The following is a 26,165-nucleotide window of genomic DNA, read 5'->3' on the forward strand; positions in this document are numbered from 1 at the left end:
ATGGATCTACTTGCCCTTGCTGATTTCAATCTGGTCGCCCGCCACGGGGGCTTCGGTAAGGCCGCCCGCGCCGCCGGGCGCCCGAAGGCCACCTTGTCCCGACGCGTGGCGGAGCTGGAGGCGAGTCTGGATCTACGGCTGTTTGAGCGTGGCGCGCGCGCGTTAAAGCTGACGGAAGAAGGACGCGCGCTTTTCGAGCGCGCGGGCCGGTTGCTTTCCGAGCTCGAAGAGACGACGGCGGCGATCGCCTCAGGCGGCGAAAGGCCACGCGGCCGGTTGCGGATCAGCGCCCCATTGCTGTTCGCACAGACCGCGATGGGGAAGATCGCCGCCGGCTTCGCCCTGAAATACCCGGAGGTCAGGCTCGAGGTCACTACCGAAGACCGCGTCGTCGACATGATCGAAGAGGGATTTGACCTGGTGATCCGGGTCAATCCGGATCCGGATGAGAGCCTCGTTGGGCGAGCCTTTCTGCGTGATCGGCTGGTGGTCGTGGCAAGTCCTGACCTCGCCCAGCCGGCCGAAGGGCTGGCGACCCCGGCCGTCATGCGTTCGACAGATCGCAGGGTTTGGGACGTGAAGACGCCCACCGGCCGGTTAACAATCGCGATCGAGCCCGTCCTTGCGTTGTCGTCGCTCATCATGGTCCGGGATGCAGTGCGAGCGGGCGTCGGCGCGGGACGCCTTCCAGTGTCGCTAGTGAGCCATGATCTGGCGGACGGAACGCTGGTACTTTGGGGCGATGTCGAGGGACCCGACATCGCCCTGTGGACACTCTATCCCTCTCGGCGGCTGCTGAGCGCGCGCGTCTCCGCATTCCTCGACCATCTGAAACGCGCCTTTCCCATGGGGACACCTGACGAGCTGGCCGCCTATATCGGCAAATGACTCCCAGGAAACTGGCTAACCAAGCTGATGCGTTACTCCATAAATCTTTCAGCGTTACTTCACATCCGAATTACGAAGTTACGGTGACTGTGCACGTTTTGCCGCGGCATTCAGGGGCCTTTCCGCCGCAAATCTCGAATGCGCGTTTTTTAGCCTTGCCTGACCGGCAGCGCCTTTTCCCCGGAATCGACCGCCCTATTTCGCCTCGACAGGTGGGTGGCTGCTTGCTGGACGAGTCCTTGCGGCGAGTACGGCATGTGCTTCGAGGTACCCCACATGAACTTCCACGATCGGCACCTATTGAAGTTGCGGGTGAACGGAGAGGATCACAGCCTTTCCGATCTCGATCCCCGCGTCACGCTGCTCGACCTGCTGCGCGAGCGGCTTCATCTGACCGGAACGAAAAAGGGATGCAATTTCGGCGAGTGCGGCGCCTGCACCGTGCACCTCGACGGGCGGCGTGTGAATGCCTGCATGATACTTGCCGTGTCCTGCGAAGGACGCGAGGTTACCACGATCGAAGGGCTGGCGGACGGCGATGCGCTTCATCCCGTGCAGCAGGCGTTCATCGATCATGATGGTTTTCAGTGCGGATTCTGCACGCCCGGCCAGGTGATGTCAGCGGCGGCGCTGATCGAGGAGGGACATACCGGCTCCGATGCCGAGATCCGCGAATGGATGAGCGGGAATCTGTGCCGCTGCTCGGCCTATCCGCAAATCGTCGAGGCGGTGCGCGCAGCGGCCGGGAGGGCGAGCCAATGACCCCATTCGTCTATGCACGCGCCGACAGCCTGGGCGACACGATCGCAGCCGGTGCCGCGCCGGACAGCGCCTTTCTCGCCGGCGGCACCGAATTGCTCAACTGGCTGCGCCTTGGCATTGCGGAGCCGACCCGGATCATCGACATCTCCCGCCTCGACGGGCTGGATCAGGTTGAGGCACTGCCCGGCGGCGGCTTGACGATCGGCGCGCTGATGCATCTCAACGATGTCGCGCTGCATGCGTTGGTCGTGCGCGACTATCCGGTGTTGAGCCAGGCGATCCTCAACGCCGCATCGCCGCAGCTGAGAAACCTGGCAACGATAGGCGGCAATCTTCTGCAGAAGACGCGCTGTGCCTATTTCCGTGCCGAAGAGCAGTTGCCATGCAACAAGCGTCAGCTCGGCTCCGGCTGCTCGGCATTGCATGGCATCAACGACAATCACGCGATATTCGGCTGGACCGAGGATTGCGTCGCCACCCAGCCATCCGACCCGGCCGTGGCGCTGGCAGCACTTGATGCGGTCATCGTCACCGCGCACCGCAGCGGCGGCCGGCGCATTCCGGCAGCGGAATTCCACCTGCTTCCCGACACGCGGCCCGAGGCAGACAATGTGTTGCAGCAAGGCGAACTGATCACGGCAATCGAGCTGCCGGCGCCGGCGCCGCGATCGGCTTACCTCAAGGTGCGCGAGCGCGAATCCTACGAATACGCCATCGTCTCTGCCGCCGCTGTGCTGGAGATGGACGGCCAAACCATCCGTCGGGCCGCCCTGGCGCTGGGGTCCGTGGCGCTGCGGCCGTGGCGGCTGAGCGCCGCCGAGGAGCAGCTCGCCGGTGCCGAAATCGGCGATCGCGAGGCGTTGAGCACCGCTATCGAGCAATCCTTCACCCAAGCGCGTCCCTTGTCGCAGAACGCCTACAAGATCGAACTGGCCAAGACCGCCGCTTTGCGGGCGATCGAAAGAGCAGCGAGGATGTCGTCATGATGATCAGCCAGCCTGTTGCCCGCCCTGACGGCGGCGTCAAGGTCACCGGCCGCGCCCGCTATGCGGCCGACTATTTCGCCCCCGACCTGCTCTATGCGGTACTCGTGACCGCGCCCGTTCCGGCCGGCCGCGTGACGTCGATCATGGTCGACGACGCGCTCGCCGAGAAGGGCGTCGTGCGTGTGCTCACGCATGAGGACATGCCCAAATTCGGCCGGTTCGCATCGCCGAGGGCCGAGCCCGATACGCAGATGCAGCAGGCCGAAGGCCCACCGGCAGCGCAGAGCTTCATGCCCATGCAGGGCGACGAGATACGTCACGAGGGTCAGCCGCTTGCCATTGTGCTGGGCGAGACGCTGGAGGCGGCGGAGGCCGGTGCCCGCCACGTCGCATTGCGCTTCGAGTTCGCCGAGCCGGAATTGCCGGCAACGCCGGAGTGGACCGCCATCGACAAGGCTGCGGTCGTGCCGAGGGAGAGCGGCTTCCTGTTCCTGGAGCCGACATTTACCAAGGGCGACGTCGACCGCGGGCTTAGCGACGCAGCCGCCATGGTCGAAGCCGTCTACCTGCAGCCGTCGCGCCACCACAACGCCATGGAGCCCTCGGCGACGCTCGCTGAGTGGAACGACGGAGAGCTGACGCTGCACGACGCCACGCAGCACGTCTATGGTGTCCGCCAGGTGCTTGCCGCCCGTTTGAATGTCCCCGCCGGGAAGGTCCGCGTGATTTCCCGCCATACCGGCGGTGGCTTCGGCGGCAAGGGTTGGATCTGGCCGCATCAGGTGCTGGCCGCCGCCGCGGCGCGCATCATGCAGCGCCCGGTCAGGCTGGCGCTGAGCCGCGCCAATGCCTATTCCTGCCTCGGCTACCAGCCGCGCATGGCACAGAAGATCGTGCTGGCGGCGGACAGGTCGGGCAAGCTGACCGCCGTGCAACAGGACGTGGTCAACCTGACCACCGTGAGCGACGATTTCGTCGAGTTCGCCACCGAAGCCTCGAAGGGTCTTTACGCCACGCCGGCCATGCGTCTCAGCCAGCGTGTCGAGCGCGCGAACGTCGCCATGCCGACGGCGCTGCGCGCGCCGGTCGAGGGTCCGGGTACCTGGGCCCTCGAAAGCGCGATGGACGAGCTCGCCCACCGCCTCGGCATCGATCCGCTCGACCTGCGTCTGATCAACCATGCGGACACGGATCCGGCCACCGGCCAGCCCTGGTCATCGAAGAAGCTGCGCGAGGCTTATGAGGAAGGCGCCCGCCTGTTCGGCTGGCGCGAGCGCCCGCGCAAGCCGCAACGCGATGGCGATTGGCTGATCGGCTACGGCATGGCAACCTGCAGCATGGGCTGTTTCCGCCACCCGACGCCTGCAGCCGAGGTCAGGCTGCACAGGGACGGCAGGGTGCTCATCCGCACCGGCACCCAGGACATAGGGACCGGAACACTCACCATCTTTCCGCAGATCGCGGCCGATGTGCTGGGCCTGCCGATGGAGAAGATCGAGTTGGAAATGGGCGATACAGAGCTGCCGGAGGCGGGACCGACCTATGGCTCGTCATCGACCATGGGGGTGGGCGCGGCGGTGCTTGCCGCCGCCGAAGATGCGCGTTCGCAGCTTGCCCGTCTTGCCAATCTGCTGCCGGACGAGGTGGAGATGCAGGACGGCAAGATTCGGCGCAAAGGCGCTGCCGGCGGTCAGACGATCGCCGACGTTATGAGCCATACCGACATCGGCGAGATCATCGGCTCCGGCTCGTTCGATCCGGCGCAGCATGGCAAAGGCCTCGCCATGCGCACTTTCGGCGCGATTTTCATGGAGGTCGGCGTCGATCCGGGGCTCGGCCTGCTCAGGCTTCGTCGCGCCGTCGGCAGCTACAGCGCCGGCCGCATCGTCAATCCCCGCACCGCACGCAGCCAGATGACGGGCGGCATCATCTGGGGCTGGGGCATGGCGGCGAGGGAGCAGAGCAGGCACGAACCAGTGCTTGGGCGGTTCCTGTCGAAGAACCTTTCCGGGGTCGCCATTCCGGTCAATGCCGACATTCCCGGCGACATCATAATCCACTTTGTCGACGAAATGGACGAGCATGCCAGCCCGATCGGCGGCAAGGGCATCGGCGAGCTCGGCGCCACGGGCGTTGCCGCTGCGGTGGCCAATGCCGTCTTCGACGCCACAGGCAAGCGGATCCGGGAGTTGCCGATCACGCCGGAAAAACTGCTGTAGAAGGACCGGCCCGCGGAAGCGTCTGCTCGACGAGGTTGACGTAATAGCGCATCACCGTCGGCACGATCTCGTCGTTGAAAACGTAGCGGTCGCCGTGCAGGCCTTCGCCCGGGCCGACCTCGCCGGCACCGATCCACGCATAGCAGCCGCCGGCGTCGCGGATCATGAAAGCGAAATCCTCGCAGCCGAGACTGGGGCTGAACTCGGTCAGGACATTCTCCCGGCCGACGACGGATGCCGCCGCCTCGACGGCGCGGGTCGTCGCGTCCGCCGTGTTGATCAGCGGCGGATAGCCCTTCCGGTAGTCGAGCCTGGCGTTGAGCGAATGCGCGGCGGCAATGCCTTGTGCGATCTCGCCGATCAGCCTCTCGCAGTGATCGGAAAGTTCGGGCTCGAAGAAGCGGCAGGTGCCTTGCAGCCAGACCTTGCCCGGCACGATGTTGCCGACATTGCCGCCATGGATCTGCGTGAGGCTGACGACAAGCGCGCTTTGCGGGTCGACCGAGCGGCTGACGATGCGCTGGACGGCTTGCACGAAGGCGCCGGCGGCCAGGATCGGGTCATCGCCGAGCTGCGGCATCGCGGCATGCGCGCCAAGACCCTCGAAGATCAGTTCGAAATTATCCACGGCCGCCATTTGCACACCAGCGCGGGCAGCGATCGTCCCCAGCCTGACGCCCGGCCAGTTGTGGACCGCATAGACCGCCTCGACCGGAAAGCGCTTGAACAGGCCGTCCTCGATCATGCGCATGCTGCCGCCCTCGTTTTCCTCGGCCGGCTGAAAGATGAAAGTGACGGTGCCGTCGAAGGTGCGCGATTGACTGAGCAGTTTGGCGGCGCCGAGCAGCATGGCGGTGTGGCCGTCATGGCCGCAGGCGTGCATTACTCCTTCTTTCCTGGAGGCATAGGCCAAGCCGGTTTTCTCCAGCACCGGAAGCGCGTCGAGCTCGGCGCGAAGGCCGATGGCGCGTGCGCCGCCACCGCTGCGCAGGACACCGACGACGCCGGTGCCGCCGATCCCTTCATGCACCTCGTCGACGCCGAAGGAGCGCAGCTTCTCTGCAACGAAACGCGCCGTTTCGTATTCATTAAATCCGAGCTCCGGATTGGCATGGATATGGTGCCGCCAGCCTATGACCTCTGGTGTCAGCGCGGCTATGGGGTCATTATGCAGCATGATGCCTCCTTTCACGCCGGCAAGGCGGCGCGGTTTGATCCTGCCAGCCATAGAAGGCCCGACGAAAAGCGTCTTGAACCGGATTGACCATGGCAAAGACAAACGAAGCGGCAGAGACCGGGAAATACTGGCGCCATCCGTGCTTCCCCGACCTGGGCCTGTTCGAGGCGCGCTTCACCCAGCACCGCTACGACCTGCACACGCACCCGACCTATGTGATCGCCCTGATCACCGCCGGCTGCGAGCGCATTCGCATCGGCCGTCAACGCGTTCTCGCTCCGGCGGGCGCCATTGCCGTCGTCAATCCTGAAGAGTGGCATGACGGCGAACGCGGGACGGATGAAGGCTGGGCCTACCGGACATTTTATCCTTCGGTGCCGATGATGACCGCGCTTACCCGCGAACTCGGCCGCGACGGCGCTCCGGTGTTTTCGCGCGCGACGATCGAAGACAGCAGTCTCGCCGCAGCATTGACCGCAGCGCACCACGGCTCGACATCCCCGGACACAATGACGGCCGAGACGTCCCTGCTCGTGGCGCTGAGACAACTGATCGTTCGGCATGGCGACTCGAGCGGACCGGCCGAAGAGATCGAAAGCTGCGGATCGCAGCGAAGATTTTCGCTCTACCGCGATCTTGTCGAAAGCGAGCTTGGCTCGCAGCTCGACCTCAAGCGGCTTGCCGGCGCGGCTGGCGTGACCCGGTTCCAGGTCATCCGCGATTTCAACAAGGCAATTGGCCTGACGCCGGCGGCCTATATCCGCGACCGGCGATTGCGCCGGGCGAGCGCGCTGATCGAACAGGGATTTGGCCTCGCCGACGCCGCTATTACGGCGGGTTTCGCCGACCAGAGCCATTTTTCCCGTACATTCCGGGCCATGCATGGTATGACGCCGGGCATGTTCAGAAGAGCGGGATAAGGCGCTCCTGAACAGACAAGCTTGCGCCTCAAAGCTTGCTGCGCAATGCTGACGCAGTTCGGGGGGAATCATGCGAAAAATCTTGGCACCGACGCTGCTGCTCACGGCTGCACTGTTTGCAAACAGCGCCCAGGCGCTGGATGCCAGCGGGACGCCGGTTGTCGTGACCCCGCTTGCCTCTCGCACCGAGACCGCGTCCGGCCAGCCGATCACGCTGCCCCAGAAGAACGTCCAGGTCCTGGTCTCGGCCTATCAGATCGCGCCGGGCGCGACCTTGCCGGTCCACAAGCATCCGTTTCCGCGCTATGCCTATGTCGAGGCTGGCACGCTTCAGGTCACCAACGTCGAGACCGGCAAGAGCAACACCTATCAAACAGGTGATTTCATCATCGAGATGATCGGGCAATGGCATCAGGCGACCAATGTCGGCGCCGATCCGGTCAAGCTGCTGGTCATCGACCAGGTCGAAGAAGGCACCAAGAACACCGTGTTGCGCCAGTAGCTGCCACGTCTGAAAATGGCGTCCGGGGCGGATCCAGCATAGCGCGTAACCGACGTCAGAACGCGAACCCCTCCGGCAAATTGTGATTCCAATAGCCTTCCTCGACAAGTTCACTTATGCGCCAGCCCTCGGACGTGCGTACGACGCGGTCGCGATACCAGAGCCCTTGGAAGAAGACCTGCCTTTTGCCTTCGCCGAGGTCGACCACCATCGGGCATGAACAATGCACGCGCGCGCTGGCCTCATCCCCTCGGAGATCCAGAAGGATTGTCGAAATGGCGTGCTGCGAGATCAATATCTTCGAAAGGGCGCCTTTCATGTAAGCGACATGCTCATCCACACCGCTCCTGATTCCACCTGTTACAGTGTCGTCAAGCACGGCATCGAGTGTGAATATTTTGCGATAGGCGTCCCAGTCGCGATCGTCCACAGCGTAGCAATAGCGAACAAGCAGCTGTTCGATCTCGAGCCGATCCGAAACCTCTTGCAATGAAAGGGTCATGTCCGGTTGGCGGCACTAATGCCGCATGCGCCAAGCCTGCCCCGACATTTCGATCAATATTCACGTTGCCGATCCTCCGAGCAACCTCGCCGCGCGACTGGGCATGCGCAAACCCGAACACTCATTTGGCCTCCGCTTTTACCCGGTCGGCCGCAGCGGCCAGAACGGCGCGATCCCCCTCTTCGTACAAGCGGCGGATGGAGATTGCCTTGACGCGCCAGCCTTCCGGCGTCCGCACCAGCCGGTGGAGATAGCTGCCACCGACCGTCCAGAACCGCCCGTCGATCCAGTGGGCTGCGCGGACATGGCTGCGTGCAACCGCGTCATTGCCTGCGCCTTCGACAATGATGTTGGTGATGAGGTGCTGGGTGGCGTCGAAGCCCGGCAGCAGCCCTTGCCACTGGGCGATCAGCGCGTCGCGGCCGCTGGTCGCGGCTTCGCCGCCGAAGAGGCTGGTATAGTCGATCGTGACGGACAGCACTTAGTTGGCGGCATGGTGCGACCCTAGCTGCCGCTTGCTGATAGCTCGGGCAAGTCCGGATCTGGTGCTCGGCATACGGCACGATGAATGGCCCGGTTTGGCCTCTGCGGACATCAACGCGGATACAAGAAAGCCGTCTTAGGTCTCCGACGCCATTTCTTTTGCCAATTCGCCGATCATCGAACGCAACCACCTGTGGGCTGGGTCGTGGCGGTAGCGAATGTGCCAAGCCATCTGCACTGGAAAAGTGCCGAGGTCGACGGGCGGCGGTAGTATCTTCAGGCGCGGATCCCTCTCAAGGCTGCGGCAGATCAGTCTCGGCAGCGTTGCGCAGTAATCCGTGACGGCAAGCATCTCTGGCACGGCCAGGAAGTGCGTGACAGAAAGGGCAATCTCTCGCTTGAGGTTTTGTTGCTCCAATGCCTGGAAGAGGCCCGCCCGCAGCCGGCCCGGCGGGAGCACGTTCACGTGCTTGAGCCTTTCATACTGTTCTCGGGAAATATGGTCTCGAACGTCGGGATGATCCTTGCGCACCGCGCAGGCGAGCCCATCGTCCATAAGATGCTGGACGACAAGATTGCCCGGCGGATCGACGATCCGGCCAATCACCAGGGCCGTGGTACCGGAAATGACGCCGGTCTCGGCGAGATCGTTGCCAAATGCTGTCATGCGGAGCTTGATACCAGGCGCCAGCTCACGCGTCCTCGCGACGAGGGCCGGCATCAACACAAGCTCCACGTAACTGTTGGGGGCAAGCGTGAACAGCCGTTCGGCCTTTGCTGGCTGAAATTCCTGCTGGTTCAAAATGAGATCGTCCAGTTGCGCCAGCGCTGCATCGATCGTCGGAGCGATCTCCTCAGCCAATTGCGTCGGCTTAATGCCATACCTTTCCCGGATGAATAGCGGATCCCGGAGGGTGTCGCGCAGGCGGTTCAACGAATTGGACAGCGCCGGCTGGGTGATGCCCAGTCGCGCTGCTGCCCGTGTCACGCTCCGCTCTTCCATCAGGGCGAGGAAAACCGGGAGCAGGTTCAGATCGTATCTCATCGAGATATAATCTGACATGAATATATAAAGTAAATGAAATAAATTTCTAAAATACATGGGCAGGTGCCATTATCCGTGCATCGACAAGCCGACGCGGCCGATTGAGCTCCAAATCAACCAACTACGACGCCTCATTGGCGCGGCATCACCTGAGAAAAGGATCTGACAATGAAAGTCCTGATGGTACTCACCTCCCACGACACTCTCGGTAACACCGGCAAGAAGACCGGCTTCTGGCTCGAGGAACTGGCAGCCCCCTACTACGTCTTCAAGGACGCCGGCGCCGAGATCACCCTCGCCTCGCCGAAGGGCGGCCAGCCGCCTCTCGATCCGAAAAGCGACGAGCCTATGTTCCAGACCGACCTTACACGGCGCTTCAGTGCTGACGATGTTGCCAAGGCGCAGCTCGCAGAAACCGTGCGCCTGGACAGTGTCGACCAGAAGGACTTCGACACGGTCTTCTACCCCGGCGGCCACGGCCCGCTGTGGGATTTGGCCGAAGATCCGAATTCGATCAAGCTGATCGGATCCTTCATCGCGGCCGGCAAGCCGATCGCCCTCGTTTGCCACGCACCGGGCGTTCTGCATCGCGTGACCAGTCCCGACGGCACGCCGTTTGTGCAGGGACGCTACGTCACCGGCTTCACCAATAGCGAGGAGGAGACCGTAGGTCTCACGAATGTCGTGCCGTTCTTGGTCGAGGACGAACTGATCAGCCTCGGCGCGGTTTTCTCCAAGGTCAAGGACTGGGGCGTCCACACAGTCGTCGATGGTCAGCTTATCACGGGTCAGAACCCAGCATCATCGAGCGAGGCAGCTGAGGCGCTGCTAGGCGCTTTGAGCCAGAGGAAGAGCAAGACCGCCTGAGCGGTCTGGAACAACCGTGATCTGCCGACGGCTCGCGTCGGCGGATTAACTCGGCGGATTAACTTCAGAACCCGCTACAGTCTCAAGCCGATCCGAAACCTCTTGCAATGAAAGGGTCATGTCCTGTCTCCGCGGTGGCGCCACTAATGCCGCATGCGCCAAGCCTGCCCCGACATTTCGATCAATATTCACGTTGCCGATGCTCCGAGCAACCTCGCCGCGTGACTGGGCATGCGCAAACCCGAACACTCATTTGGCCTCCGCCTTTACCCGGTCGGCCGCAGCGGCCAGAACGGCGCGATCCCCCTCTTCGTACAAGCGGCGGATGGAGATTGCCTTGACGCGCCAGCCTTCCGGCGTCCGCACCAGCCGGTGGAGATAGCTGCCACCGACCGTCCAGAACCGCCCGTCGATCCAGTGGGCTGCGCGGACATGGCTGCGTGCCATGGCATCATTGCCCGCGCCTTCGACAATGATGTTGGTGATGAGGTGCTGGGTGGCGTCGAAACCCGGCAGCAGTGCTTGCCACTGCGCGATCAGCGCGTCGCGGCCGCTGGTCGTGACCTCGCCGCCGAAGAGGCTGGTATAGTCGGTCGTGACACGGGGCGCGAGATAGGATCTGACCCGGTTCCATTCACGCAGGTCGGCATAGAGGCCGATCCCGGCCACTGCCTCGGCGATTGTGATCCTGTCTTTGACCGTCAGCGCATCTCCCGGGGCGCTCGAGGCGGGCGCCGAGACGGCGGAAACCATCGCAGCGGAAACCGCCGAGGCCAGGACATGCCGGCGGGTGACGAAGCTCATTGTCCCGCCTCCCCTGCACTGCCGAGCGTCGCGCGGAAGTGCGCGGCGGCGGCATCGCTCGCCGCCTTCACCGGCGCGGCGCGATCGTAGAAATCGAACTGGGTGACGTTGTCGAGCCACAGCTCCTGCCTGGAACTGGTCAGCCGCGCGTAGAACTTGTGCGCACCCTGCGGAATGGCAGCCGCCTCGCTATGCACCATCAGAAAGGGCTGGTGCAGGCGCGGGGCAGCCTGGATGGCGTCGAACCTCAGCCAGCCGCGCCAGAAGGCCGGATCGGCCTCGTTACGCCAGGCCGGGATCATGCCGCGATCGGGTTCGGTGTAATAAGGCACCTTAAACATGATCGCGCGCTTGTCGGACAGGCTCGCAGCCGGCAGGAACGCCTGTTTGCCGGTGCGGCGATACGCGGCCTCGGCCGCATCGCTCGCGGCCTCAAGCCTGGCGACGCCGTGCCTGCCGCCGTAGGCCTGCTCCACCACTTCGGCATCCTGCAACCAGGGCGCAACGAGGGCGACCGATTTGATCGCGGCGTTTTCGGCCGCTGCGGTGACCATATAGCCGGAACTGGCGCAAATGCCGAGCCCGCCGATGCGGTCCTGATCGGTCTCGGGCCGGGTCGCGAGATAGGCGACCGCCGCTTCGATGTCGGCGATCTTGGCCTTAGGATCCTCGTACTGGCGGCGTAGGCCGCCGCTTTCTCCCCAACCGCGAAAATCGAAGGTCAGGGCGACGAACCCGCGATCCGCCATCTCGCGGGCGTAGCGGGCCGGCATCTGTTCCTTCACCGTCATCCAGGCGCCGGTCACGACCACCGCGGGCCGAGGTTTTGCCGCCTCCAAATCCTCCGGCAGATAGAGCTCGCCGACGATCTGCTCACCGTGCGAGGAGAATGTGACGCGCTCGACGCGCGGTGCGGCGGCGGCATTGGAGGCGGCTAGCGTCACGGCGGTTGCTGCAGCAAGTGTCAGGGTTTTAAGCATTGCAAGTCTCCTTTGGCTTGGAGTGAGAACCGCGGCGCGTTGCGAAAAAGACCGCCGTCTCAGCGCTCGCCAGCAAGTCGGCCGGGCAGTGGCTTCAGCAGGTAATGCGCCCAGTAGAAGGCGTCCGACTGGTACATGTCGGTCAAAAAATTCTGTGCCTCGGTGATCTTGCCGTCCTTGATGCGGAACATCAGGGCGTAGAGCTGGTCGATCTCGGGACCCGAGCCGACATTCGACCAGCCGCGATGGACATCGACGACAAGGTCGCCTTGCGCCTAGAAGAAGATCGGCTCGGCCTTGAATTTGCCGTCGGCCAAGCCGCGGAAGAAGGCGACCACCTCGTCCGGCCCGCGCTTGTCGCCGGCAAGCGGATGATGGCCGGGAATGCGCCACACGATGTCGGGTGCGAGGAAGGGCCGGACGGCCTCGGGATTCCCGGTCGCATAAGCGGCGTAGTAGTCCTTGACGAGTTGGATGTTGCTGTCTTCCAGCGGGCCGCCATTCGCCGGGGCGGCAGACACCGCCAGAAGAGCGGCGGCGGCGAGCGAAGCAAGCCTGGTCATCGGTCCTGTTTCCTTCCCTGTTCGAGCCGTTCCCAACACCGAGGCCCGTTCGTCGGACTCAACATGACGCCTTTTGTTCACCGGAAAAACCAGTAGAATTCGACAGGGCTATTTGGAAAATCCTTACAATGCGCCTCGACCAGTTCAGCGGCATCGTCGCTTTCGTAAAAGTTGCGGAGGCCAAAAGCTTCACCCGCGCCGCCGCCGAGCTCGGCGTCGCTCCGGCCTCGTTGAGCGAGGCGGTCAAGGGGCTCGAGGAGCGCTTGGGGGTGCGGTTGCTCAACCGGACGACCCGTAGCGTCGGCTTGACCGAAGCTGGCGCCCAGTACCTCGACCATGTGCGCCCGGCAGCCGAAGATATCCGGGCGGCTGGTGCGGCGCTGCGCGAGGCTCGCGACCGCCCAGCCGGCACGTTGCGCCTCAGTCTGCCGTGGATCGCCGCCCCGCTGCTGATCGAGCCGCTGATGCGGCCGTTCATGGATGCTTATCCCGAAGTGCGGCTTAGTCTGATTTTCGACGACAGCTTCGTAGACATCGCCGCCGAGGGCTTCGACGCCGGTCTGCGCATCGGCGAGCTTCTCGACAAAGACATGATCGGCGCGCGTCTGGGCGGGCCCTTGCAGATGGTCGTGGTGGGCAGCCCGGACTATCTGGCGCGCAATGGTACGCCGAAGCGGCCGGCCGACCTCGCCGCCCATCGCTGCATTGCATTCGCCCTCACCCGCGCGATTTCGCCATGGGAGTTCATCGTGGAGGGACGCGAAGTCGCATTCACGCCGGACGCATGTCTGGTCGCGAACACGCTTCTGCTGTGCATTACCGCCGCCGAGCAGGGGCTTGGCCTCGCCTTCGCGGTCGAGGGCCTCGCCGCGCCGCTTCTTGCCTCAGGCGCGCTGGTCAAGGTGCTGGAGCCTTTCTGTCCCGCTTACGAGCCGCTCCACCTCTATTATCCCAGCCGCCGCCTCGTACCGCCGAAGCTGCGGGCCTTCATCGACTTCGTGCGCGCGAACGCTCACAAGCTGCGTATCTGATGTGACCTTTCGAGAACCCGGCCCCGTTCAGCCCCAGGCGCCGACCATCTGCCTGGTAGTTGCGTTGAGGCAGTTGAATGCGTTGATCAGGGCAATCTGGATGACCAGGGCGGCAAGAGCCTTTTCGTCATAGTGCGGGGCGGCCTGTCCCAGACCGCATCCGGCATCGGATCCGGCCGGTCAGCCAACCGGGTTGCCGCCTCGGTCAGCGCCAGCGCGGCGCGCTCGGCGTCGGTGAAGTAAGGTGTTTCCCGCCAGGCGGACACGGTGAAGACGCGCTCGTCCTTTTCACCGGCCTTCTCCAATTCTGGCGCATGCATATCGATACAGACGCTGCATCCGTTGATCTGGCTGGCGCGCAAATGGACGAGCTTGCGCGTCACATAGGACAGATCGGCCGTTTCCGTCGACTTGTCCAGCGCGAGCAGCGCCTGCAGGGCCCGGGAATGAGCATCACCGGGTTTTTCAATCGTGCTTGTATAATGGCCTCCTTCAGGCGTGTTTTCGCAAACCCGGACGCCGAACATCCGGGGTATCGACATCCTTGGCTCTGTCAGTTCGCCGGCCGCCGCGTTGCGGCGAGCGCAGGGATCTTCAGCTTCGCGAGGCAGTCACCTGCTCAAGCCGCTCGAGAATGCGCGGCCAGCCGCTTCCCATTCCGATGTACCCGCGCTCGTCCTCGGCCCGGAACCCGGAATGCTCCATGCGCACCCGGGTCGCCGTACCTTCGGGCGTCAACGACCATGTCACGACGGTCTTCAGACCGCTGTCGGATTCGGTGCCGTCGCCCCAGCTGTAGGCGAGTAGGCGCGGCGGCTCGATCTTCAGCACCTCGCAGTTCGTCACGCCGGACCAGCCCGGTACCGGCGTCGCGCGAAAGGTGAAGCGATGGCCTTGCACAGGCGCGAAGTCGTTCTTCATCAGCCATTCGGCAACCAGATGCGGTACGGTCAGTGCGCGCCATATCTTTTCAGCCGCGTGCGGTATGAGACGCTCGACGACAATGGATTTGGTTTCGACTGTAGTTGCTCCAGTCATAACTTCGGACCCGTTGTTTGCGGTTTGGCTGGTCTGTTCACCAACGCGCTCTCCACGAGAACCAATAACCCACCAGCTATCGTTTACGTATAACTCTGAAGTTATGAATGTGTCAAGCGGCGGAATGGCAGGCGCGATCGCAAGCACATTGAGCCAACACTTCCGGCTTTCATCGCACCATGCCCGATGCTACCGCTGGCCAGCTGAAATCATGAACGGATCCCCCATGCCCGAGACCGAACGCCCTCGCCTGCCGCTGATCGAAATCTGCGTCGAAGGCATAGACGGCCTGCTGGCCGCGCAAGCCGCCGGCGCCGACCGTGTCGAGCTCTGTGCCAGCCTGATCGAAGGCGGCATCACACCGAGCTTCGGCACGGTGCGCACGGCGCTCGAGCTGGCGACGATCCCGTTCCACGTCATCGTGCGGCCGCGCGGCGGCGATTTTCTCTATAGCGAAGCCGAATATCGTTCGATGCTCGCCGATGTCCACGCGCTTGCCGACACCGACGTCGCCGGTGTCGTTATCGGCTGCCTTAATGCCGACGGCACGATCGATGAACAGCGCATGAGCGAACTGGTGCAGGCGGCGGGGCGATTGAACGTCACCTGCCACCGCGCCTTCGATATGACGCGCGACCCGACAGAGGCGCTGGAGACACTGATCCGCTGCAAGGTCGGCCGCGTGCTGACCAGCGGCCAGCGCGACACGGCGCTCGAGGGCGCTGACCTGCTCGCCGATCTTGTCAGGCAGGCTGGCGACCGCATCATCATCCTCGGCTGCGGCGGGCTTGACCCAGAGAACATCGGCAAGGTGCGGAGGAAAACCGGGTTGAGCGAAATGCATTTCGCCGCGCTCAAGGACGTGCCGAGTGCCATGCGTTACCGCAACCCAAGGGTCGGCATGGGCGGCACCGATCTCGACCGCGAATACCGCAACACCGTGACCGACGAGGCGAGGGTGGCGGCGACCATTGCCGCCGTCCGGACATGATCCCGGAAGACAGAAAAAACATGATCGAAACGCGTTTGCCGATCGAGCGGGTTTCGCCGCGTGATGAGCCGGCCGTCCTCGCGCTCAACAACGAGCACGCCGCCGAATTGTCGTGGCTCGAACCCGACCACCTTTCCTTCTTGCTCGGCGAAGCGTTTTACGCACGCCGTATCGGTTCGCTCGAAGCCTTCATCATGACCTTCGACCAGGACGCCAGCTACGATAGCCCGAACTTCCTGTGGTTTCGCGATCGTTACCCGCGGTTCGTCTATGTCGATCGCGTCGTGGTCGCCGCTGCAGCGCGCGGGCGCGGCCATGCCCGCCGGCTGTATGAGGATCTGTTCGAGCAGGCGTCACGCGCCAGCCAGGCGATCGTCACCTGCGAAGTCAATGCCGAGCCGCCCAATCCGGCTTCGGACGCCTTCCATGCCGCACTCGGCTTTGCGGAAGTGGGCGACGCGGTAATCCACGGTGGCAGGAAAGCCGTGCGGTATTATGCAAGGCGGATCGCCGGCTAAAACGGCGGGCGCCGTTCGCCCTACCAATTGCGGTTCAGCCAGGAGCGGGCCGGCCTTTCGATGATATAGTAGCTGCACAGCGCGCAAGCGAACGCCGCCGCCAGCATCAGCCACGGCGATCTGCCTTGTATGTCGACGAATTGATAAAAGGGCTGCTGCCACAGATAGAGCGAATACGACCACAGCCCCAGCATCGTCATTGGCAGGGACGACAGAAACCCGGTCAGGTAGCGGCTGCTGAAGTCGAGCAAATTGACGGCGAGCGCCAGCAGCGGCACCGCGACCAGATAGTGAATGGGGGTTGGCACGGCAGCCATGAAAAGGAGCACAGCCACGACTGTGGCCGCCAGGGCAACGTGCGGCCCCTTGAGCAGCGCCGGCAGCCTGTCGTCGGCCTTGAGCAGGCATAACACCGCCGACAGCAGGATCGAGGCGATGTGCACGTCGGTGCGCCAATAGGTGCCCTCGTAGCCTATTGCGAGCACCCAGTAGGAGATGGCGCCGTTCGCCATGGCCAGCAGCGACAATGCGCCGAGCAGCATGATGACGCGGGACCGTCCACGGACGACGACGCTGATCAGAGCCAGAATGATATACGCATGCTCTTCGACGCAGAGCGACCAGATATGGTCGAGCGAGCCGGCGCGGGTAACGAGAACTCCGGCGTAATTGTAGGTGAACGTCAGCGCCGTCAGCGCCGCCTTCCACTTGAAGGCGATGAACGTGCCGGACAAGGCGATCATCGCGACGACGACGAAAACCAGCAGTGCCGGATAGATGCGAGAGAACCGGCGCTTGAAGAATTTCTTCAGCGGATAGTATTCGACGAACAGGATCTCGGCCATCAGCCGGCCGCTGAGCACGAAGAAGAATTCGACGCCCAGGACGCCGAGATTGATGCCGGGAACGGGGAAGAAATGGCCGATCAGCACCAGCGCGATCGACAGGCCGCGCCAGCCGTCGAGATAGGCAAGCCTCGCCCTTGACGATGTGTCGGCGACAGGCCTGGCCACGACAAGACGCGTCGCGGAGATGTCCGTCATGCCGGTCCCCTCTGCGAAAGGCGGGCTCAAGGCCGCATTCCCAGCCATATTGCAGTGCACTACAACTTTGTGCAAGTGCGAGATAACGACACGCCCGACGGGACGCACAGCTTCCGTCCGTGAGCGGCTGCGCTGACGCCGTCAAACGGTAGAAACTTCAAATCCATCATGTTGGCTCATTGCCAAAGCACCGCTTCAAGACAACAATGACCTCGACGCCGGCGCGCCAGACGCGCACAAAAAAGCGTCGGAGGAAATGGAGGAGGAAGCCGCTGGCCAAGTCACGGACGCGCTATGCATGCGGCCTCTCGGTGCTCACGACCGACGAATCCGACGCGGATGCCTTCGCCCGGGCGGTGGCAGCGGAAGCAGTGGCCATTGACGCCGGGTTTGCCCTCCTGTTTTTCTCGCAGAGGCTCATAGAGGCCGTCGCCCTGTCGGAAGCCCTGAAGACCCGCGCGCCGGCGCTCCACTATGCCGGCTGCTCGACGGCCGGTGAGATAACGCCCAAAGGGCTGGAGGAAGGCCAGATCCTGGCGATGCTGCTTCCCTCCGCCTCGTTTTCGGCAGCCAGCACCATGGTCGAAAATCTGTCCTCATCGGGCATGGACGGGATTACCGGCGAAGTCGAGGCGCTGAGGCGTTCGTTACGCGAGCGCCTCGGGCACGAGCGAGCCGACACCACTTTCGCGCTCTGCTTGATCGACGGGCTGTCCTATGCCGAAGAAGCGGTGACCTCCGCCATCCATTGGGGGCTCGACGATATTCCATTGATCGGCGGGTCGGCTGGCGATGACTTGAAATTCGAGACAACGCGGCTGATCTCGAACGGCAAAGTGACCTCCGACAGCGCCATCATCGTGCTGATCACCACGGAAATTCCTTTCCACGTGTTCAAGACCGACAATTTCGTTCCCACCGACGAGAAGCTGGTGGTGACGGCATCCGATCCCGACCACCGCATCGTGCGCGAATTCAACGCCACCATTGCCGCCGAGGAATATGCCGCCTCGGTCGGCGTCGTCGCGCAGATGCTGACGCCACTGAGTTTTGCCTCGCACCCGGTGGTGGTGAAAGTCGGCGGCGAATTTTACTGCCGTTCAATCCAGAAGATGCACGCGGACGGCTCGCTGTCGTTCTTCTGCGCCATCGACGATGGTGTCGTGCTTGCCGTCGCCCAGCCTAAGGACATGGTCGAGGCGACCCGCGCCGCTCTCAGCGACGTCAGCGAAAGGCTTGGCGGCATCGACCTGATCCTCGGTTTCGACTGCGTGCTGCGCCGGCTCGACGCGCGCAATCGGCAGGTCTATCGCGAGATTTCGGAACTCTACAAGGTCAACAACGTCCTCGGCTTTGGCACCTATGGCGAACAGTACCGTTCGATGCATCTGAACCAGACCTTCACCGGCATCGCCTTCGGTGAACGCAATGCGGCCGAAGCGGCGGAGTAGGAAATCCGGCATGCCGCTCAGGAACATCGACGACCTGGAAAGGCTGAAGAAGATCAACGCCGCGCTGATCAGCCGCGTCGAGCGCTCCATGGACCAGCAAGGCAATGCTTTTTCGCTGTTCCAGACTGCCATTTCGCTTGAGAGCCGAGTGCGCAGCCGCACCGAAGAGCTGCATTCGACCTTGCGCCGGCTGGAGCAGTCGAACATCGACTTGAACGCAGCCAAGGAAAACGCCGAGCTGGCGAACCTGTCCAAGACCAGGTTCCTGGCGGCCGCCAGCCATGACGTGCTGCAGCCGCTGAACGCCGCGCATCTGTCGGTCTCGGCGCTTGCCGAAGTACAGACCAGCGAGGAAGGCAGAAACCTGGTCCGCCAGGTCGAGCGATCGCTGGAGACGATGGAGGACCTGCTCCGCACCTTGCTCGACATTTCCAAGCTCGATGCCGGCGTCGTGCAGCCCGACATCACCGATGTCAGCCTGGAGACGCTGTTTTCGTCTCTGCGCTCGGATTTTCAGCCGGTCGCGGAGATGAAGGGGCTGACGCTGAAGTTCCGGCCGGTCGATGCGCTCGTTCGTTCGGACCGAACCTTGCTGCGCCGCATCCTGCAGAACATCCTGTCCAATGCACTGCGCTATACCCGCTCGGGCGGCGTGTTGGTCGGCACCAGGCATCGCGGCGACACGATCCGCATCGACGTCGCCGATACCGGTTGCGGCATCCCCGACGACCAGCGCGAGGCGGTGTTCGAGGAATTCCATCGGGGCGTGATCCCGACGGATGCCGGGCTTGCCGCCGGCGGGCTGGGGTTGGGGCTGGCCATCGTGCGCCGCATCGCCGCGGCACTCGGCCATCCCGTCACGTTTTCGTCGAAGGTCGGACATGGCACGATTTTCCATATCGACGTTCCGGTCGGGATCGGCGACACGGCCGATCCAATCGCCGGCACCGTCGACATGGAGCGGCCGCGCGGGTACGGTCTGTTCGGCACAAGGGTGCTGCTGGTCGAGAACGACATCGAGGTGCTGCAGGCGATGACCTCCCTGCTCGAGCGCTGGCAATGCCTGGTGCGCCCCGCCACCTCGACCGGTGACGCGCTCGACATGCTTGGCGATACCGACTGGTTGCCAGACATTGTCATAGCCGACCAGCATCTCGACGGCGGCGACCTCGGCACCACCACCATCGCCGAGGTCCGTGATTATCTCGGCCGCGCCGTGCCGGCGCTGATCGTCACCGCCGACGGTTCGGAGACCGTCGCCAACGCCGCCCGCGCCGCTGGCATCGAGCTGATGCGCAAGCCGCTGAAGCCCGCGCAGCTAAGGGCGCTGCTGGCGCATTTGCTGGCTTGATCCCATCTGAGGGCATGGGCGAACTGCATCAGGCAGAACCAAATTTTGAAAAGGCCAAGGATGTATTGGAGAATAGAAGAAAACGCCCGAGACTACTGTATTCTCGTCGACGACGGAAATACAAATGGATCCCAGGCTTTCCTCGAGATGGAGGAGGCTGGGCCTGTCGACAAAAGTAAGTTGCTTTTTCGCTTTGATGACGAGCGGCCGCTGCATATCTCGGATTTCGTACCAAGCTCTCATCCAGGCGTCTTGTTTGCAAAGCGCGAGATATTCGAGGCGTTTGGTCCGATTGTTTCGAGAAGCAAGCACCTCTTTTATACGGCCAAGACGGATAGGGGCGACTTGAAAATATATGTACCCATGGAGGAGATAAAAGGGTTCGACTTTTCCGAGTCTACTTTCGAAACATTTGAAGACGGAGACATATACCGCATTGATCAGCTAAGGCTTGTTGATGGTTTCTCGACCGAGTTTGATATTTTTCGCCTGAATGACAACTTCGGGACGAGATTCCATATAATTGTTTCTGATAAATTCAAGTACATGTATGAGTCGCATGGAATGACGGGGCTGCGGTTTTCTGCGACATGAGCCGCTGAAGCCGGCGCGACTGCGCGGCGTGCTGGCGCATGTGCTGGCTTGACGTCTCAGAGGCGTTAGCTTTGCGCAAGGGATCAGGTGTTCCATGTATACAATGGACACGACGAACGCTCGTTATTGGATTTTCGCATATTGGTCCTTGTTCACTTTGAGGGTTTGTAGGCAGTGCAAGAATTCCAGTTGCGATACGATCATGGTCTGTGGCTCTTGGAGACGAGCAAGGGCTCCTACCCTCTCAGCGAGGTGAGAGATTTTTTCCGCTTTTTCATCCTCTTAGACGAACCGTTTGAGCGAGCGTCCAATATCATCGCTCGATCGCTAATTGGAGGCAGCGGCCAGCAGTTTCCTCTTTGGAAAATTGTGGCGGCGGCGTTTTTGTCGACGTCCGAAATCAATGCTCAGACGGCTCTGGTTGGCTGCCGTCACTCTCGAGCGAGGATCGATAATAATTACAGCCGTATTTGTCATCAATGTCATCGTCCCGATCGGCCAACCAGAAGACGCGCCACCTCGTAAGGAAATACGTCAATCGTGTTCCTTGAAGCGACAAGCTGCAGAATTTGGAACAAGCAATGACGCCAGGAATGAAAGTTCGGATCTAATAGATGCAATTACAGCAACAGTGCACTTTTCTACTGTTCGCCTGGCCGTAGTTGTCCGTAGATCGACTGCATGGCTCGCCTCGCCCGCCCTATCGTTCCCGGTCTGCCGCACTAAGTAACGCAGCTGACCGGGTTGCGCTGCAAATCGACAAAGCCGTGAACCCACGAAAAATAAGGCAGGCGACGCAAGAAACATGGTGCGCTGTCACCGGATTTGGATTGCAGACATTGAAGCCGTCGCGGGCAAGACCAAGAACGACGTTGCAGAATATCTGATGATTAACTCTGTCGGATTCAACTACGATAAAACGTTTGACAGCGATTCAGACCGCGGTCTTCGCCTGCACGATGGAGGAAGTATTCATTTCTATAACAAAGATGGAATATTCTATCTTGGTTCAGTTTTTTTGATGAAAATTTAGAACAACAGAAGGCGTGAAGAGTCCGTCTTTATTCGCAGACGACCGTGCGATCAAAACCCCGCCGGATCGCGAAACAGCTCGGCATTGTCCAGCTTCGAGACCTCGATCACCGCCTGGGTGCGGCTGTAGACGTTGAGCTTGCGCAGGATTTCCGAGACATGCGCCTTGACGGTGGTCTCGCCGACCTGCAGCTCGTAGGCGATCTGTTTGTTGAGCAGGCCCTGGCGCAGCATCTGCAGCACCTTGAGCTGCTGCGGCGTCAGCGTGGCCAGGCGCTGTACCATCTCGGCGCGGTCGGTGCTGTCGGCGTCGGGCGGCCGGCCCTCATAGGTCTGGGGAACATAGATCGCACCTTCCATCACCGAGCGGATGGCCGCGGCAAGATCGCTCTTGCGTGCCGATTTCGGGATGAAGCCGGCCGCGCCGTAGGACAGCGCCTCGGAAATGATCTTCGGCTCCTCATAGCCGGACACGATGACGACCGGCAGGCGCGGATAACGCGTCCTGAGCTGCAGCAGCCCGTCAAAGCCATGCACGTCGGGCATACTGAGATCGAGCAATGCGAGGTCGAACGGCTTGGCATCCGTCAGAAGCTCGAGCGCCTCGGCAATCGAGCGCGCTTCCACCGTGTCGACCTCCGGATAGGCCATCTGCACTGCGCTGTGCAGGGCCTCGCGAAACAGCGGATGGTCGTCGATGATGAGGAACCGGGCGCGATCGTTGACTGCGGTCATTAGCTTCACTTCGGTTCGGTCTGGTCTGGTCTAGAATAGTCCGGCAACCATGGCCAGCTTATTGCCAAATAGTACATTGCCATCTTGGCTGGCTAAAGCAGGATGGACCGACGATTTCCGCGGCACCGTGCGGCAGGCCTGCTCTTCCGCCATCCAATGCCTTGCCCGTTTGCCCAAATCGGCCGAATGTGCCGGCGACAGATCCACTGAACAGAGACAGTGCATGACCGGCTTCGTCCTTCCCCTGCCCGCAACCCCGTCGGTGGCCGTGGCCGGCTCGCCGGAGCGTTTTGCCGTGCGCCGCATTTTCTGCGTCGGCCGCAACTACGCCGCCCATGCCCGCGAGCTCGGCAATGACGAGCGCGATCCGCCCTTCTTCTTCACCAAACCGGGCGACGCAGTGGTCGACGCGGTAGTCGGTTCGGGCACCACGGTCCCCTACCCGCCGCTGACCCAAAACCTGCATCACGAAATCGAGCTGGTCGTCGCCATCGGCAAGGCCGGCTTCCGCATCCCGCGCGAGCGGGCGCTGGAGCATGTCTGGGGCTACGGCGTCGGCGTCGACCTGACCCGCCGCGACCTTCAGGACGAGGCGAAAAAGGCGGCACGACCGTGGGACTGGTCGAAAGCCTTCGACCGTTCAGCACCCTGCGGCCCGCTGGTCCCGGCGCAACAATCCGGTCATCCCGAAAACGGCCGCATCTGGCTCGCGGTCGACGGCGAGATCAGGCAGGACGGCGACCTTGCCGAACTGATCTGGCCCGTTCCCGACATCGTCTCGATTTGCAGCGAGGCGGTAGAACTTAGGCCCGGCGACCTGATCTTCACCGGCACGCCGGCCGGCGTCGGCGCCGTTGGGCCGGGCGAAAAGATCACCGGCGGCGTCGACGGCATCGGCGAAATCGAACTGACCATCGGCCAACCGAGCCCGTGACACAATGAGCGATATCGTCCTTCACAACTACTACCGTTCCTCGACCTCTTACCGGGTGCGGATCGCGCTGGAGATGAAGGGCTTGGCCTACGAGTACGTGCCGCATCATTTGCGCCACGGCGAACATCTGGATCCCGCCTACCTCGCGGTCAATCCGCAAGGGCTGGTGCCGGCGCTGGTCCTAGGCGATGGCACGCTGCTGACGCAATCGCTGGCGATAATCGAATATCTCGACGAGACCACGCCCGAGCCGCCGCTGCTGCCCAAGGATGCGCCTGGCCGCGCCCGCGTCAGAATGCTGGGGCAGATGATCGCCTGCGACATCCATCCGGTGAACAATCTGCGCGTGCTGACCTCGTTGCGCACGCTGTTCGGCGCCGGCGACCAGGATGTCGTCAACTGGTTCCGGCACTGGGTCAACGAAGGCTTCCAGCCGCTTGAAAAGATTCTGGCTTCCTCCCCCGAGACCAAGACATTCTGCCATGGCGACACGCCGGGGCTGGCCGACATCTGCCTGGTCGCACAGGTCACCAGCAATGCCCGCTTCGGCGTCGACATGACGCCCTACCCGACGATCGCACGCATCCACGCCGCCTGCATGGCGCTGCCGGCATTCCGGAAGGCCGCGCCGGAGAACCAGATCGATGCCGAATAGACCGCAATTGCATGAAGTGATGAGGAACTGCCGATGAAAGCCGTCGTTTTCGAAAAGTTCGGCGAAACGCCAACGATTCAGACGGTGCCGGATCCGACGCCTTCGCCGGAAGGCGTCGTCATCAAGGTGGAGGCGACTGGCCTCTGCCGCAGCGACTGGCATGGCTGGATGGGCCACGACGACGGCATCCGGCTGCCGCATGTGCCGGGCCACGAACTGGCCGGCGTCGTGGTCTCCGCAGGCAACCGGGTGACCCGCTGGAAGGGCGGCGAGCGCGTCACCGTGCCGTTTGCCGTCGGCTGCGGCCGCTGCTTCGAATGCACGTCGGGCAACCACCAGGTCTGCGAGCACCAGTTCCAGCCCGGCTTCACCGCCTGGGGGTCGTTCGCCGAATATGTCGCCATCGACCATGCCGATACCAATCTCGTACGCTTGCCCGACGAGATGGAATTCGCCACCGCCGCCAGCCTCGGCTGCCGCTTCGTCACTTCGTTCCGCGCCATCGTCGATCAGGGCCGCGTGACGCCCGGCGAATGGGTGGCCGTACATGGCTGCGGCGGCGTCGGCCTGTCGGCGATCATGATCGCCAGCGCCATGGGCGCCAATGTCGTCGCCATCGACCTCACCGACGAGAAGCTGGACTTTGCCAAAAAGATCGGCGCGGTGGCGACGATCAACGCGGCGAACACGCCGAACGTGGTCAAGGCGGTCAAGCAGATCACTAATGGCGGCGCGCATATGTCGATGGACGCGCTCGGCCACCCGACAACCTCGTTCAACTCGATCGCGAACCTGCGCCGCCGCGGGCGCCACGTGCAGGTCGGCCTGATGCTCGGCGACCATGCCAGGCCGCAGATTCCGATGGACAAGGTGATCGCATTCGAGCTCGAAATTCGCGGCAGCCACGGCATGCAGGCGTTTCGCTACGAGGCGATGATGGAGATGATCCGCACCGGCAAGCTCAAACCCGAACTCCTGGTCGGCAACAAGATCAGCCTCGAGGAAGCGCCGGCCGCTTTGATGGCGATGGGCGGCTTCGAAGGCATCGGCATCGGCGTGGTTACCAGATTCTAGATCACGCCCCGACTCTGGATCAACGAAACGACGCGCAGACCTCCCGCACGCAGGCTCGCAGCCAGCGCTGCGCCGGATCGACATCGAGCCGCGGATGCCAGAGCATCGAAATGGTGACCTCCTCGATATCGACTGGCAACGGGAAGCTGTACATGCCTGCGCGCGCGCCCAGCGTGTGCCGTTCGGGGACGCTGGCGATCAGATCGGAGGCGCGCGCCATGGCGAGCGTGGCCGAGAAGCTGGAAACCATGCACGCAACCGTCCGCTGGAGACCCAGCAGTTTCAAGGCCTCGTCGATCGGGCCCTTTTCGCGGCCACGCCGCGACACGCTGATGTGGCGACCGGCCGCATAACGTTCCGGGCTCACCGGGCCCTCGCTCAGTTTATGTCCCGTTCGCACCACACCGATGAAGCGGTCGCGAAACAGCGCCTGAATGCGCATTTCAGGGCTCGTTTCACTGGCAACCCCGATTTCGAGATCAATCGCCGCGTCGCGCAACGACGTGTCGCTCTTGTCGGATTTCGGCGCAAAACGCAGCCGCACGCCGGGCGCATCCGCTTCGACACGGGTCACAAGACGCGGTGCGAACTCCTCGACAAAACTTTCGTTGGCGCGCAGCGTGAAGACCTTGTCGAGAGCGGAGAGGTCGAGGGGCCTGGCCGGGCGGAGCAGCGCTTCCGCATCCTGCACGACGCGGCCCACTTGCTGCTGCAATTCGAGCGCGCGCGGTGTCGCAACCAGGCCACGGCCAGCCCGAACCAGCAATGGGTCGCCTGTCGCCTGGCGCAACCGCGCCAACGTCCGGCTCATCGCCGAGGGACTGAGGCGCAGCCGCCCGGCGGCGCGCGCGACGCTGCCTTCGCTCAGCAGCACATCAAGGGCGACAAGCAGATTGAGATCGGGCGATGACATGGAAGGACCGTAGCACAGCTCAGCCGTAATGTGGCGTTTCATGCACGAATAAGATGCAAATACTGCGCCTTCCGCCACATCATGCGAGGGAATAGCCTCCGACAGCT

General features: G+C 62.8%; 29 protein-coding genes and 1 pseudogene. 17 read left to right on the plus strand and 13 right to left on the minus strand.

What is annotated here, in order from left to right; translation table 11 throughout:
- From NKH17_RS07100 to NKH17_RS07115, 4 genes are all read left to right on the plus strand, one after another.
- Nucleotides 1–888, plus strand: a complete 888-nt coding sequence (locus tag NKH17_RS07100; RefSeq protein WP_352897310.1) for a LysR family transcriptional regulator — start codon at nucleotides 1–3, stop codon at nucleotides 886–888.
- 276 nt (nucleotides 889–1,164) lie between these two features.
- Nucleotides 1,165–1,650 (plus strand): (2Fe-2S)-binding protein, encoded by a 486-nt coding sequence (locus tag NKH17_RS07105; RefSeq protein WP_352804160.1) that lies wholly within the window; start codon nucleotides 1,165–1,167, stop codon nucleotides 1,648–1,650.
- A complete protein-coding gene (locus NKH17_RS07110; protein WP_352477696.1) occupies nucleotides 1,647–2,636 on the plus strand; it encodes an FAD binding domain-containing protein in 990 nt (329 codons plus the stop codon). Before NKH17_RS07105 ends, NKH17_RS07110 begins: the two co-directional genes overlap by 4 nt.
- Entirely contained in the window at nucleotides 2,633–4,855 is a 2,223-nt protein-coding gene (locus tag NKH17_RS07115) for a xanthine dehydrogenase family protein molybdopterin-binding subunit (RefSeq protein ID WP_352970463.1), read from the plus strand. The genes NKH17_RS07110 and NKH17_RS07115 overlap by 4 nt, the downstream gene beginning before the upstream one ends.
- Here NKH17_RS07115 and NKH17_RS07120 read toward each other — a convergent pair.
- Complete coding sequence (locus tag NKH17_RS07120) at nucleotides 4,833–6,032, minus strand: M20 aminoacylase family protein (protein WP_352897305.1); 1,200 nt, start codon at nucleotides 6,030–6,032, stop codon at nucleotides 4,833–4,835. The genes NKH17_RS07115 and NKH17_RS07120 overlap by 23 nt on opposite strands.
- Before the next feature lie 89 nt (nucleotides 6,033–6,121).
- Between NKH17_RS07120 and NKH17_RS07125 the strand changes: the two genes are divergently transcribed.
- Nucleotides 6,122–6,952 carry an AraC family transcriptional regulator gene (locus NKH17_RS07125; RefSeq protein WP_352897303.1) on the plus strand — a complete coding sequence of 277 codons (831 nt, stop codon included), beginning with the start codon at nucleotides 6,122–6,124 and terminating at the stop codon, nucleotides 6,950–6,952.
- 70 nt (nucleotides 6,953–7,022) lie between these two features.
- On the plus strand, nucleotides 7,023–7,454 hold the full coding sequence (locus tag NKH17_RS07130) for a cupin domain-containing protein (RefSeq protein ID WP_352477692.1): 432 nt from the start codon (nucleotides 7,023–7,025) through the stop codon (nucleotides 7,452–7,454).
- Between the two features lie 55 nt (nucleotides 7,455–7,509).
- On the opposite strand, the gene NKH17_RS07135 is transcribed toward NKH17_RS07130, so the two are convergent.
- The 3 genes from NKH17_RS07135 to NKH17_RS07145 all read right to left on the minus strand — a co-directional run bounded on the left by NKH17_RS07135 (nucleotide 7,510) and on the right by NKH17_RS07145 (nucleotide 9,484).
- Nucleotides 7,510–7,956 carry a nuclear transport factor 2 family protein gene (locus tag NKH17_RS07135; protein ID WP_352505818.1) on the minus strand — a complete coding sequence of 149 codons (447 nt, stop codon included), beginning with the start codon at nucleotides 7,954–7,956 and terminating at the stop codon, nucleotides 7,510–7,512.
- A gap of 121 nt (nucleotides 7,957–8,077) precedes the next feature.
- On the minus strand, nucleotides 8,078–8,437 hold the full coding sequence (locus tag NKH17_RS07140) for a nuclear transport factor 2 family protein (protein ID WP_352897301.1): 360 nt from the start codon (nucleotides 8,435–8,437) through the stop codon (nucleotides 8,078–8,080).
- A gap of 138 nt (nucleotides 8,438–8,575) precedes the next feature.
- Complete coding sequence (locus tag NKH17_RS07145) at nucleotides 8,576–9,484, minus strand: LysR family transcriptional regulator (RefSeq protein WP_352897299.1); 909 nt, start codon at nucleotides 9,482–9,484, stop codon at nucleotides 8,576–8,578.
- 168 nt (nucleotides 9,485–9,652) lie between these two features.
- Between NKH17_RS07145 and NKH17_RS07150 the strand changes: the two genes are divergently transcribed.
- Nucleotides 9,653–10,351, plus strand: coding sequence for a type 1 glutamine amidotransferase domain-containing protein (locus NKH17_RS07150; RefSeq protein WP_254818257.1), 699 nt, complete (start codon nucleotides 9,653–9,655; stop codon nucleotides 10,349–10,351).
- A gap of 249 nt (nucleotides 10,352–10,600) precedes the next feature.
- Here NKH17_RS07150 and NKH17_RS07155 read toward each other — a convergent pair whose 3' ends face one another.
- From NKH17_RS07155 to NKH17_RS07170, 4 genes are all read right to left on the minus strand, one after another.
- Entirely contained in the window at nucleotides 10,601–11,155 is a 555-nt protein-coding gene (locus NKH17_RS07155) for a nuclear transport factor 2 family protein (RefSeq protein WP_352804136.1), read from the minus strand.
- Nucleotides 11,152–12,135, minus strand: coding sequence for an alpha/beta hydrolase (locus tag NKH17_RS07160; RefSeq protein ID WP_352897297.1), 984 nt, complete (start codon nucleotides 12,133–12,135; stop codon nucleotides 11,152–11,154). The genes NKH17_RS07155 and NKH17_RS07160 overlap by 4 nt, the downstream gene beginning before the upstream one ends.
- Before the next feature lie 59 nt (nucleotides 12,136–12,194).
- A complete protein-coding gene (locus tag NKH17_RS07165) occupies nucleotides 12,195–12,326 on the minus strand; it encodes a hypothetical protein (RefSeq protein WP_352897295.1) in 132 nt (43 codons plus the stop codon).
- An 84-nt stretch (nucleotides 12,327–12,410) separates the two neighbouring features.
- Nucleotides 12,411–12,698, minus strand: coding sequence for a nuclear transport factor 2 family protein (locus tag NKH17_RS07170; protein WP_352897293.1), 288 nt, complete (start codon nucleotides 12,696–12,698; stop codon nucleotides 12,411–12,413).
- A gap of 128 nt (nucleotides 12,699–12,826) precedes the next feature.
- Between NKH17_RS07170 and NKH17_RS07175 the strand changes: the two genes are divergently transcribed.
- Nucleotides 12,827–13,729: a LysR family transcriptional regulator gene (locus NKH17_RS07175; RefSeq protein WP_352646782.1), complete on the plus strand. Its 903-nt coding sequence runs from the start codon at nucleotides 12,827–12,829 to the stop codon at nucleotides 13,727–13,729.
- 27 nt (nucleotides 13,730–13,756) lie between these two features.
- Here the strand turns inward: NKH17_RS07175 and NKH17_RS07180 are convergent.
- Together NKH17_RS07180 and NKH17_RS07185 are read right to left on the minus strand one after the other, a co-directional pair.
- Nucleotides 13,757–14,210: pseudogene (locus tag NKH17_RS07180) on the minus strand (carboxymuconolactone decarboxylase family protein).
- A gap of 113 nt (nucleotides 14,211–14,323) precedes the next feature.
- Complete coding sequence (locus NKH17_RS07185) at nucleotides 14,324–14,767, minus strand: SRPBCC family protein (RefSeq protein WP_352804124.1); 444 nt, start codon at nucleotides 14,765–14,767, stop codon at nucleotides 14,324–14,326.
- 226 nt (nucleotides 14,768–14,993) lie between these two features.
- Here NKH17_RS07185 and NKH17_RS07190 point away from each other — a divergent pair, with 226 nt between their 5' ends.
- Together NKH17_RS07190 and NKH17_RS07195 are read left to right on the plus strand one after the other, a co-directional pair.
- Nucleotides 14,994–15,758 (plus strand): copper homeostasis protein CutC, encoded by a 765-nt coding sequence (locus NKH17_RS07190; protein ID WP_352704589.1) that lies wholly within the window; start codon nucleotides 14,994–14,996, stop codon nucleotides 15,756–15,758.
- Between the two features lie 20 nt (nucleotides 15,759–15,778).
- Nucleotides 15,779–16,276: a GNAT family N-acetyltransferase gene (locus tag NKH17_RS07195; RefSeq protein WP_352804120.1), complete on the plus strand. Its 498-nt coding sequence runs from the start codon at nucleotides 15,779–15,781 to the stop codon at nucleotides 16,274–16,276.
- 20 nt (nucleotides 16,277–16,296) lie between these two features.
- Here NKH17_RS07195 and NKH17_RS07200 read toward each other — a convergent pair whose 3' ends face one another.
- On the minus strand, nucleotides 16,297–17,319 hold the full coding sequence (locus NKH17_RS07200) for an acyltransferase family protein (RefSeq protein ID WP_352804117.1): 1,023 nt from the start codon (nucleotides 17,317–17,319) through the stop codon (nucleotides 16,297–16,299).
- A gap of 311 nt (nucleotides 17,320–17,630) precedes the next feature.
- Between NKH17_RS07200 and NKH17_RS07205 the strand changes: the two genes are divergently transcribed.
- The 4 genes from NKH17_RS07205 to NKH17_RS07220 all read left to right on the plus strand — a co-directional run bounded on the left by NKH17_RS07205 (nucleotide 17,631) and on the right by NKH17_RS07220 (nucleotide 21,748).
- Nucleotides 17,631–18,770 (plus strand): FIST N-terminal domain-containing protein, encoded by a 1,140-nt coding sequence (locus NKH17_RS07205; RefSeq protein WP_352897291.1) that lies wholly within the window; start codon nucleotides 17,631–17,633, stop codon nucleotides 18,768–18,770.
- A 10-nt stretch (nucleotides 18,771–18,780) separates the two neighbouring features.
- Nucleotides 18,781–20,121 (plus strand): ATP-binding response regulator, encoded by a 1,341-nt coding sequence (locus NKH17_RS07210; protein ID WP_254818247.1) that lies wholly within the window; start codon nucleotides 18,781–18,783, stop codon nucleotides 20,119–20,121.
- A 60-nt stretch (nucleotides 20,122–20,181) separates the two neighbouring features.
- The gene (locus NKH17_RS07215) at nucleotides 20,182–20,715 is read left to right on the plus strand and encodes a hypothetical protein (RefSeq protein WP_352897289.1); all 534 of its coding nucleotides are present in this window, start codon (nucleotides 20,182–20,184) and stop codon (nucleotides 20,713–20,715) included.
- An 805-nt stretch (nucleotides 20,716–21,520) separates the two neighbouring features.
- Nucleotides 21,521–21,748: a hypothetical protein gene (locus NKH17_RS07220; protein ID WP_352477675.1), complete on the plus strand. Its 228-nt coding sequence runs from the start codon at nucleotides 21,521–21,523 to the stop codon at nucleotides 21,746–21,748.
- 50 nt (nucleotides 21,749–21,798) lie between these two features.
- Here NKH17_RS07220 and NKH17_RS07225 read toward each other — a convergent pair whose 3' ends face one another.
- Nucleotides 21,799–22,482, minus strand: a complete 684-nt coding sequence (locus tag NKH17_RS07225) for a response regulator (protein WP_254818245.1) — start codon at nucleotides 22,480–22,482, stop codon at nucleotides 21,799–21,801.
- 223 nt (nucleotides 22,483–22,705) lie between these two features.
- Here NKH17_RS07225 and NKH17_RS07230 point away from each other — a divergent pair, with 223 nt between their 5' ends.
- Genes NKH17_RS07230 through NKH17_RS07240 form a run of 3 tightly spaced genes read left to right on the plus strand, consistent with a single transcriptional unit; the run spans nucleotide 22,706 to nucleotide 25,145 of the window.
- Nucleotides 22,706–23,416, plus strand: coding sequence for a fumarylacetoacetate hydrolase family protein (locus NKH17_RS07230; RefSeq protein ID WP_352897286.1), 711 nt, complete (start codon nucleotides 22,706–22,708; stop codon nucleotides 23,414–23,416).
- Between the two features lie 4 nt (nucleotides 23,417–23,420).
- Nucleotides 23,421–24,071 (plus strand): maleylacetoacetate isomerase, encoded by a 651-nt coding sequence (gene maiA / locus NKH17_RS07235; protein ID WP_254818243.1) that lies wholly within the window; start codon nucleotides 23,421–23,423, stop codon nucleotides 24,069–24,071.
- Between the two features lie 33 nt (nucleotides 24,072–24,104).
- The gene (locus NKH17_RS07240; protein WP_352477672.1) at nucleotides 24,105–25,145 is read left to right on the plus strand and encodes a zinc-dependent alcohol dehydrogenase family protein; all 1,041 of its coding nucleotides are present in this window, start codon (nucleotides 24,105–24,107) and stop codon (nucleotides 25,143–25,145) included.
- A gap of 19 nt (nucleotides 25,146–25,164) precedes the next feature.
- On the opposite strand, the gene NKH17_RS07245 is transcribed toward NKH17_RS07240, so the two are convergent.
- Nucleotides 25,165–26,058 carry a LysR family transcriptional regulator gene (locus NKH17_RS07245; protein WP_352477746.1) on the minus strand — a complete coding sequence of 298 codons (894 nt, stop codon included), beginning with the start codon at nucleotides 26,056–26,058 and terminating at the stop codon, nucleotides 25,165–25,167.
- Between the last annotated feature and the right edge of the window lie 107 nt (nucleotides 26,059–26,165).

Origin of the sequence: Mesorhizobium sp. M1334 (genome assembly GCF_040317995.1) — a bacterium.
In the GTDB taxonomy this organism is placed as follows: Bacteria; Pseudomonadota; Alphaproteobacteria; order Rhizobiales; family Rhizobiaceae; genus Mesorhizobium.

Excerpts from the sequence above, each read along its gene's own strand:
- NKH17_RS07120 (WP_352897305.1), bottom strand. The coding sequence starts at position 6,032 with ATGCTGCATAATGACCCCATAGCCGCGCTGACACCAGAGGTCATAGGC.
- NKH17_RS07190 (WP_352704589.1), top strand. The coding sequence starts at position 14,994 with ATGCCCGAGACCGAACGCCCTCGCCTGCCGCTGATCGAAATCTGCGTC.
- NKH17_RS07105 (WP_352804160.1), top strand. The coding sequence starts at position 1,165 with ATGAACTTCCACGATCGGCACCTATTGAAGTTGCGGGTGAACGGAGAG.
- NKH17_RS07150 (WP_254818257.1), top strand. The coding sequence starts at position 9,653 with ATGAAAGTCCTGATGGTACTCACCTCCCACGACACTCTCGGTAACACC.
- NKH17_RS07195 (WP_352804120.1), top strand. The coding sequence starts at position 15,779 with ATGATCGAAACGCGTTTGCCGATCGAGCGGGTTTCGCCGCGTGATGAG.
- NKH17_RS07230 (WP_352897286.1), top strand. The coding sequence starts at position 22,706 with ATGACCGGCTTCGTCCTTCCCCTGCCCGCAACCCCGTCGGTGGCCGTG.
- NKH17_RS07210 (WP_254818247.1), top strand. The coding sequence starts at position 18,781 with ATGCCGCTCAGGAACATCGACGACCTGGAAAGGCTGAAGAAGATCAAC.
- NKH17_RS07100 (WP_352897310.1), top strand. The coding sequence starts at position 1 with ATGGATCTACTTGCCCTTGCTGATTTCAATCTGGTCGCCCGCCACGGG.
- NKH17_RS07130 (WP_352477692.1), top strand. The coding sequence starts at position 7,023 with ATGCGAAAAATCTTGGCACCGACGCTGCTGCTCACGGCTGCACTGTTT.
- NKH17_RS07155 (WP_352804136.1), bottom strand. The coding sequence starts at position 11,155 with ATGAGCTTCGTCACCCGCCGGCATGTCCTGGCCTCGGCGGTTTCCGCT.
- NKH17_RS07145 (WP_352897299.1), bottom strand. The coding sequence starts at position 9,484 with ATGAGATACGATCTGAACCTGCTCCCGGTTTTCCTCGCCCTGATGGAA.
- NKH17_RS07110 (WP_352477696.1), top strand. The coding sequence starts at position 1,647 with ATGACCCCATTCGTCTATGCACGCGCCGACAGCCTGGGCGACACGATC.
- NKH17_RS07125 (WP_352897303.1), top strand. The coding sequence starts at position 6,122 with ATGGCAAAGACAAACGAAGCGGCAGAGACCGGGAAATACTGGCGCCAT.
- NKH17_RS07225 (WP_254818245.1), bottom strand. The coding sequence starts at position 22,482 with ATGACCGCAGTCAACGATCGCGCCCGGTTCCTCATCATCGACGACCAT.
- NKH17_RS07115 (WP_352970463.1), top strand. The coding sequence starts at position 2,633 with ATGATGATCAGCCAGCCTGTTGCCCGCCCTGACGGCGGCGTCAAGGTC.
- NKH17_RS07215 (WP_352897289.1), top strand. The coding sequence starts at position 20,182 with ATGTATTGGAGAATAGAAGAAAACGCCCGAGACTACTGTATTCTCGTC.
- NKH17_RS07240 (WP_352477672.1), top strand. The coding sequence starts at position 24,105 with ATGAAAGCCGTCGTTTTCGAAAAGTTCGGCGAAACGCCAACGATTCAG.
- NKH17_RS07175 (WP_352646782.1), top strand. The coding sequence starts at position 12,827 with ATGCGCCTCGACCAGTTCAGCGGCATCGTCGCTTTCGTAAAAGTTGCG.
- NKH17_RS07200 (WP_352804117.1), bottom strand. The coding sequence starts at position 17,319 with ATGACGGACATCTCCGCGACGCGTCTTGTCGTGGCCAGGCCTGTCGCC.
- maiA (WP_254818243.1), top strand. The coding sequence starts at position 23,421 with ATGAGCGATATCGTCCTTCACAACTACTACCGTTCCTCGACCTCTTAC.
- NKH17_RS07245 (WP_352477746.1), bottom strand. The coding sequence starts at position 26,058 with ATGTCATCGCCCGATCTCAATCTGCTTGTCGCCCTTGATGTGCTGCTG.
- NKH17_RS07170 (WP_352897293.1), bottom strand. The coding sequence starts at position 12,698 with ATGACCAGGCTTGCTTCGCTCGCCGCCGCCGCTCTTCTGGCGGTGTCT.
- NKH17_RS07185 (WP_352804124.1), bottom strand. The coding sequence starts at position 14,767 with ATGACTGGAGCAACTACAGTCGAAACCAAATCCATTGTCGTCGAGCGT.
- NKH17_RS07165 (WP_352897295.1), bottom strand. The coding sequence starts at position 12,326 with ATGTTCCGCATCAAGGACGGCAAGATCACCGAGGCACAGAATTTTTTG.
- NKH17_RS07160 (WP_352897297.1), bottom strand. The coding sequence starts at position 12,135 with ATGCTTAAAACCCTGACACTTGCTGCAGCAACCGCCGTGACGCTAGCC.
- NKH17_RS07220 (WP_352477675.1), top strand. The coding sequence starts at position 21,521 with ATGGTGCGCTGTCACCGGATTTGGATTGCAGACATTGAAGCCGTCGCG.
- NKH17_RS07135 (WP_352505818.1), bottom strand. The coding sequence starts at position 7,956 with ATGACCCTTTCATTGCAAGAGGTTTCGGATCGGCTCGAGATCGAACAG.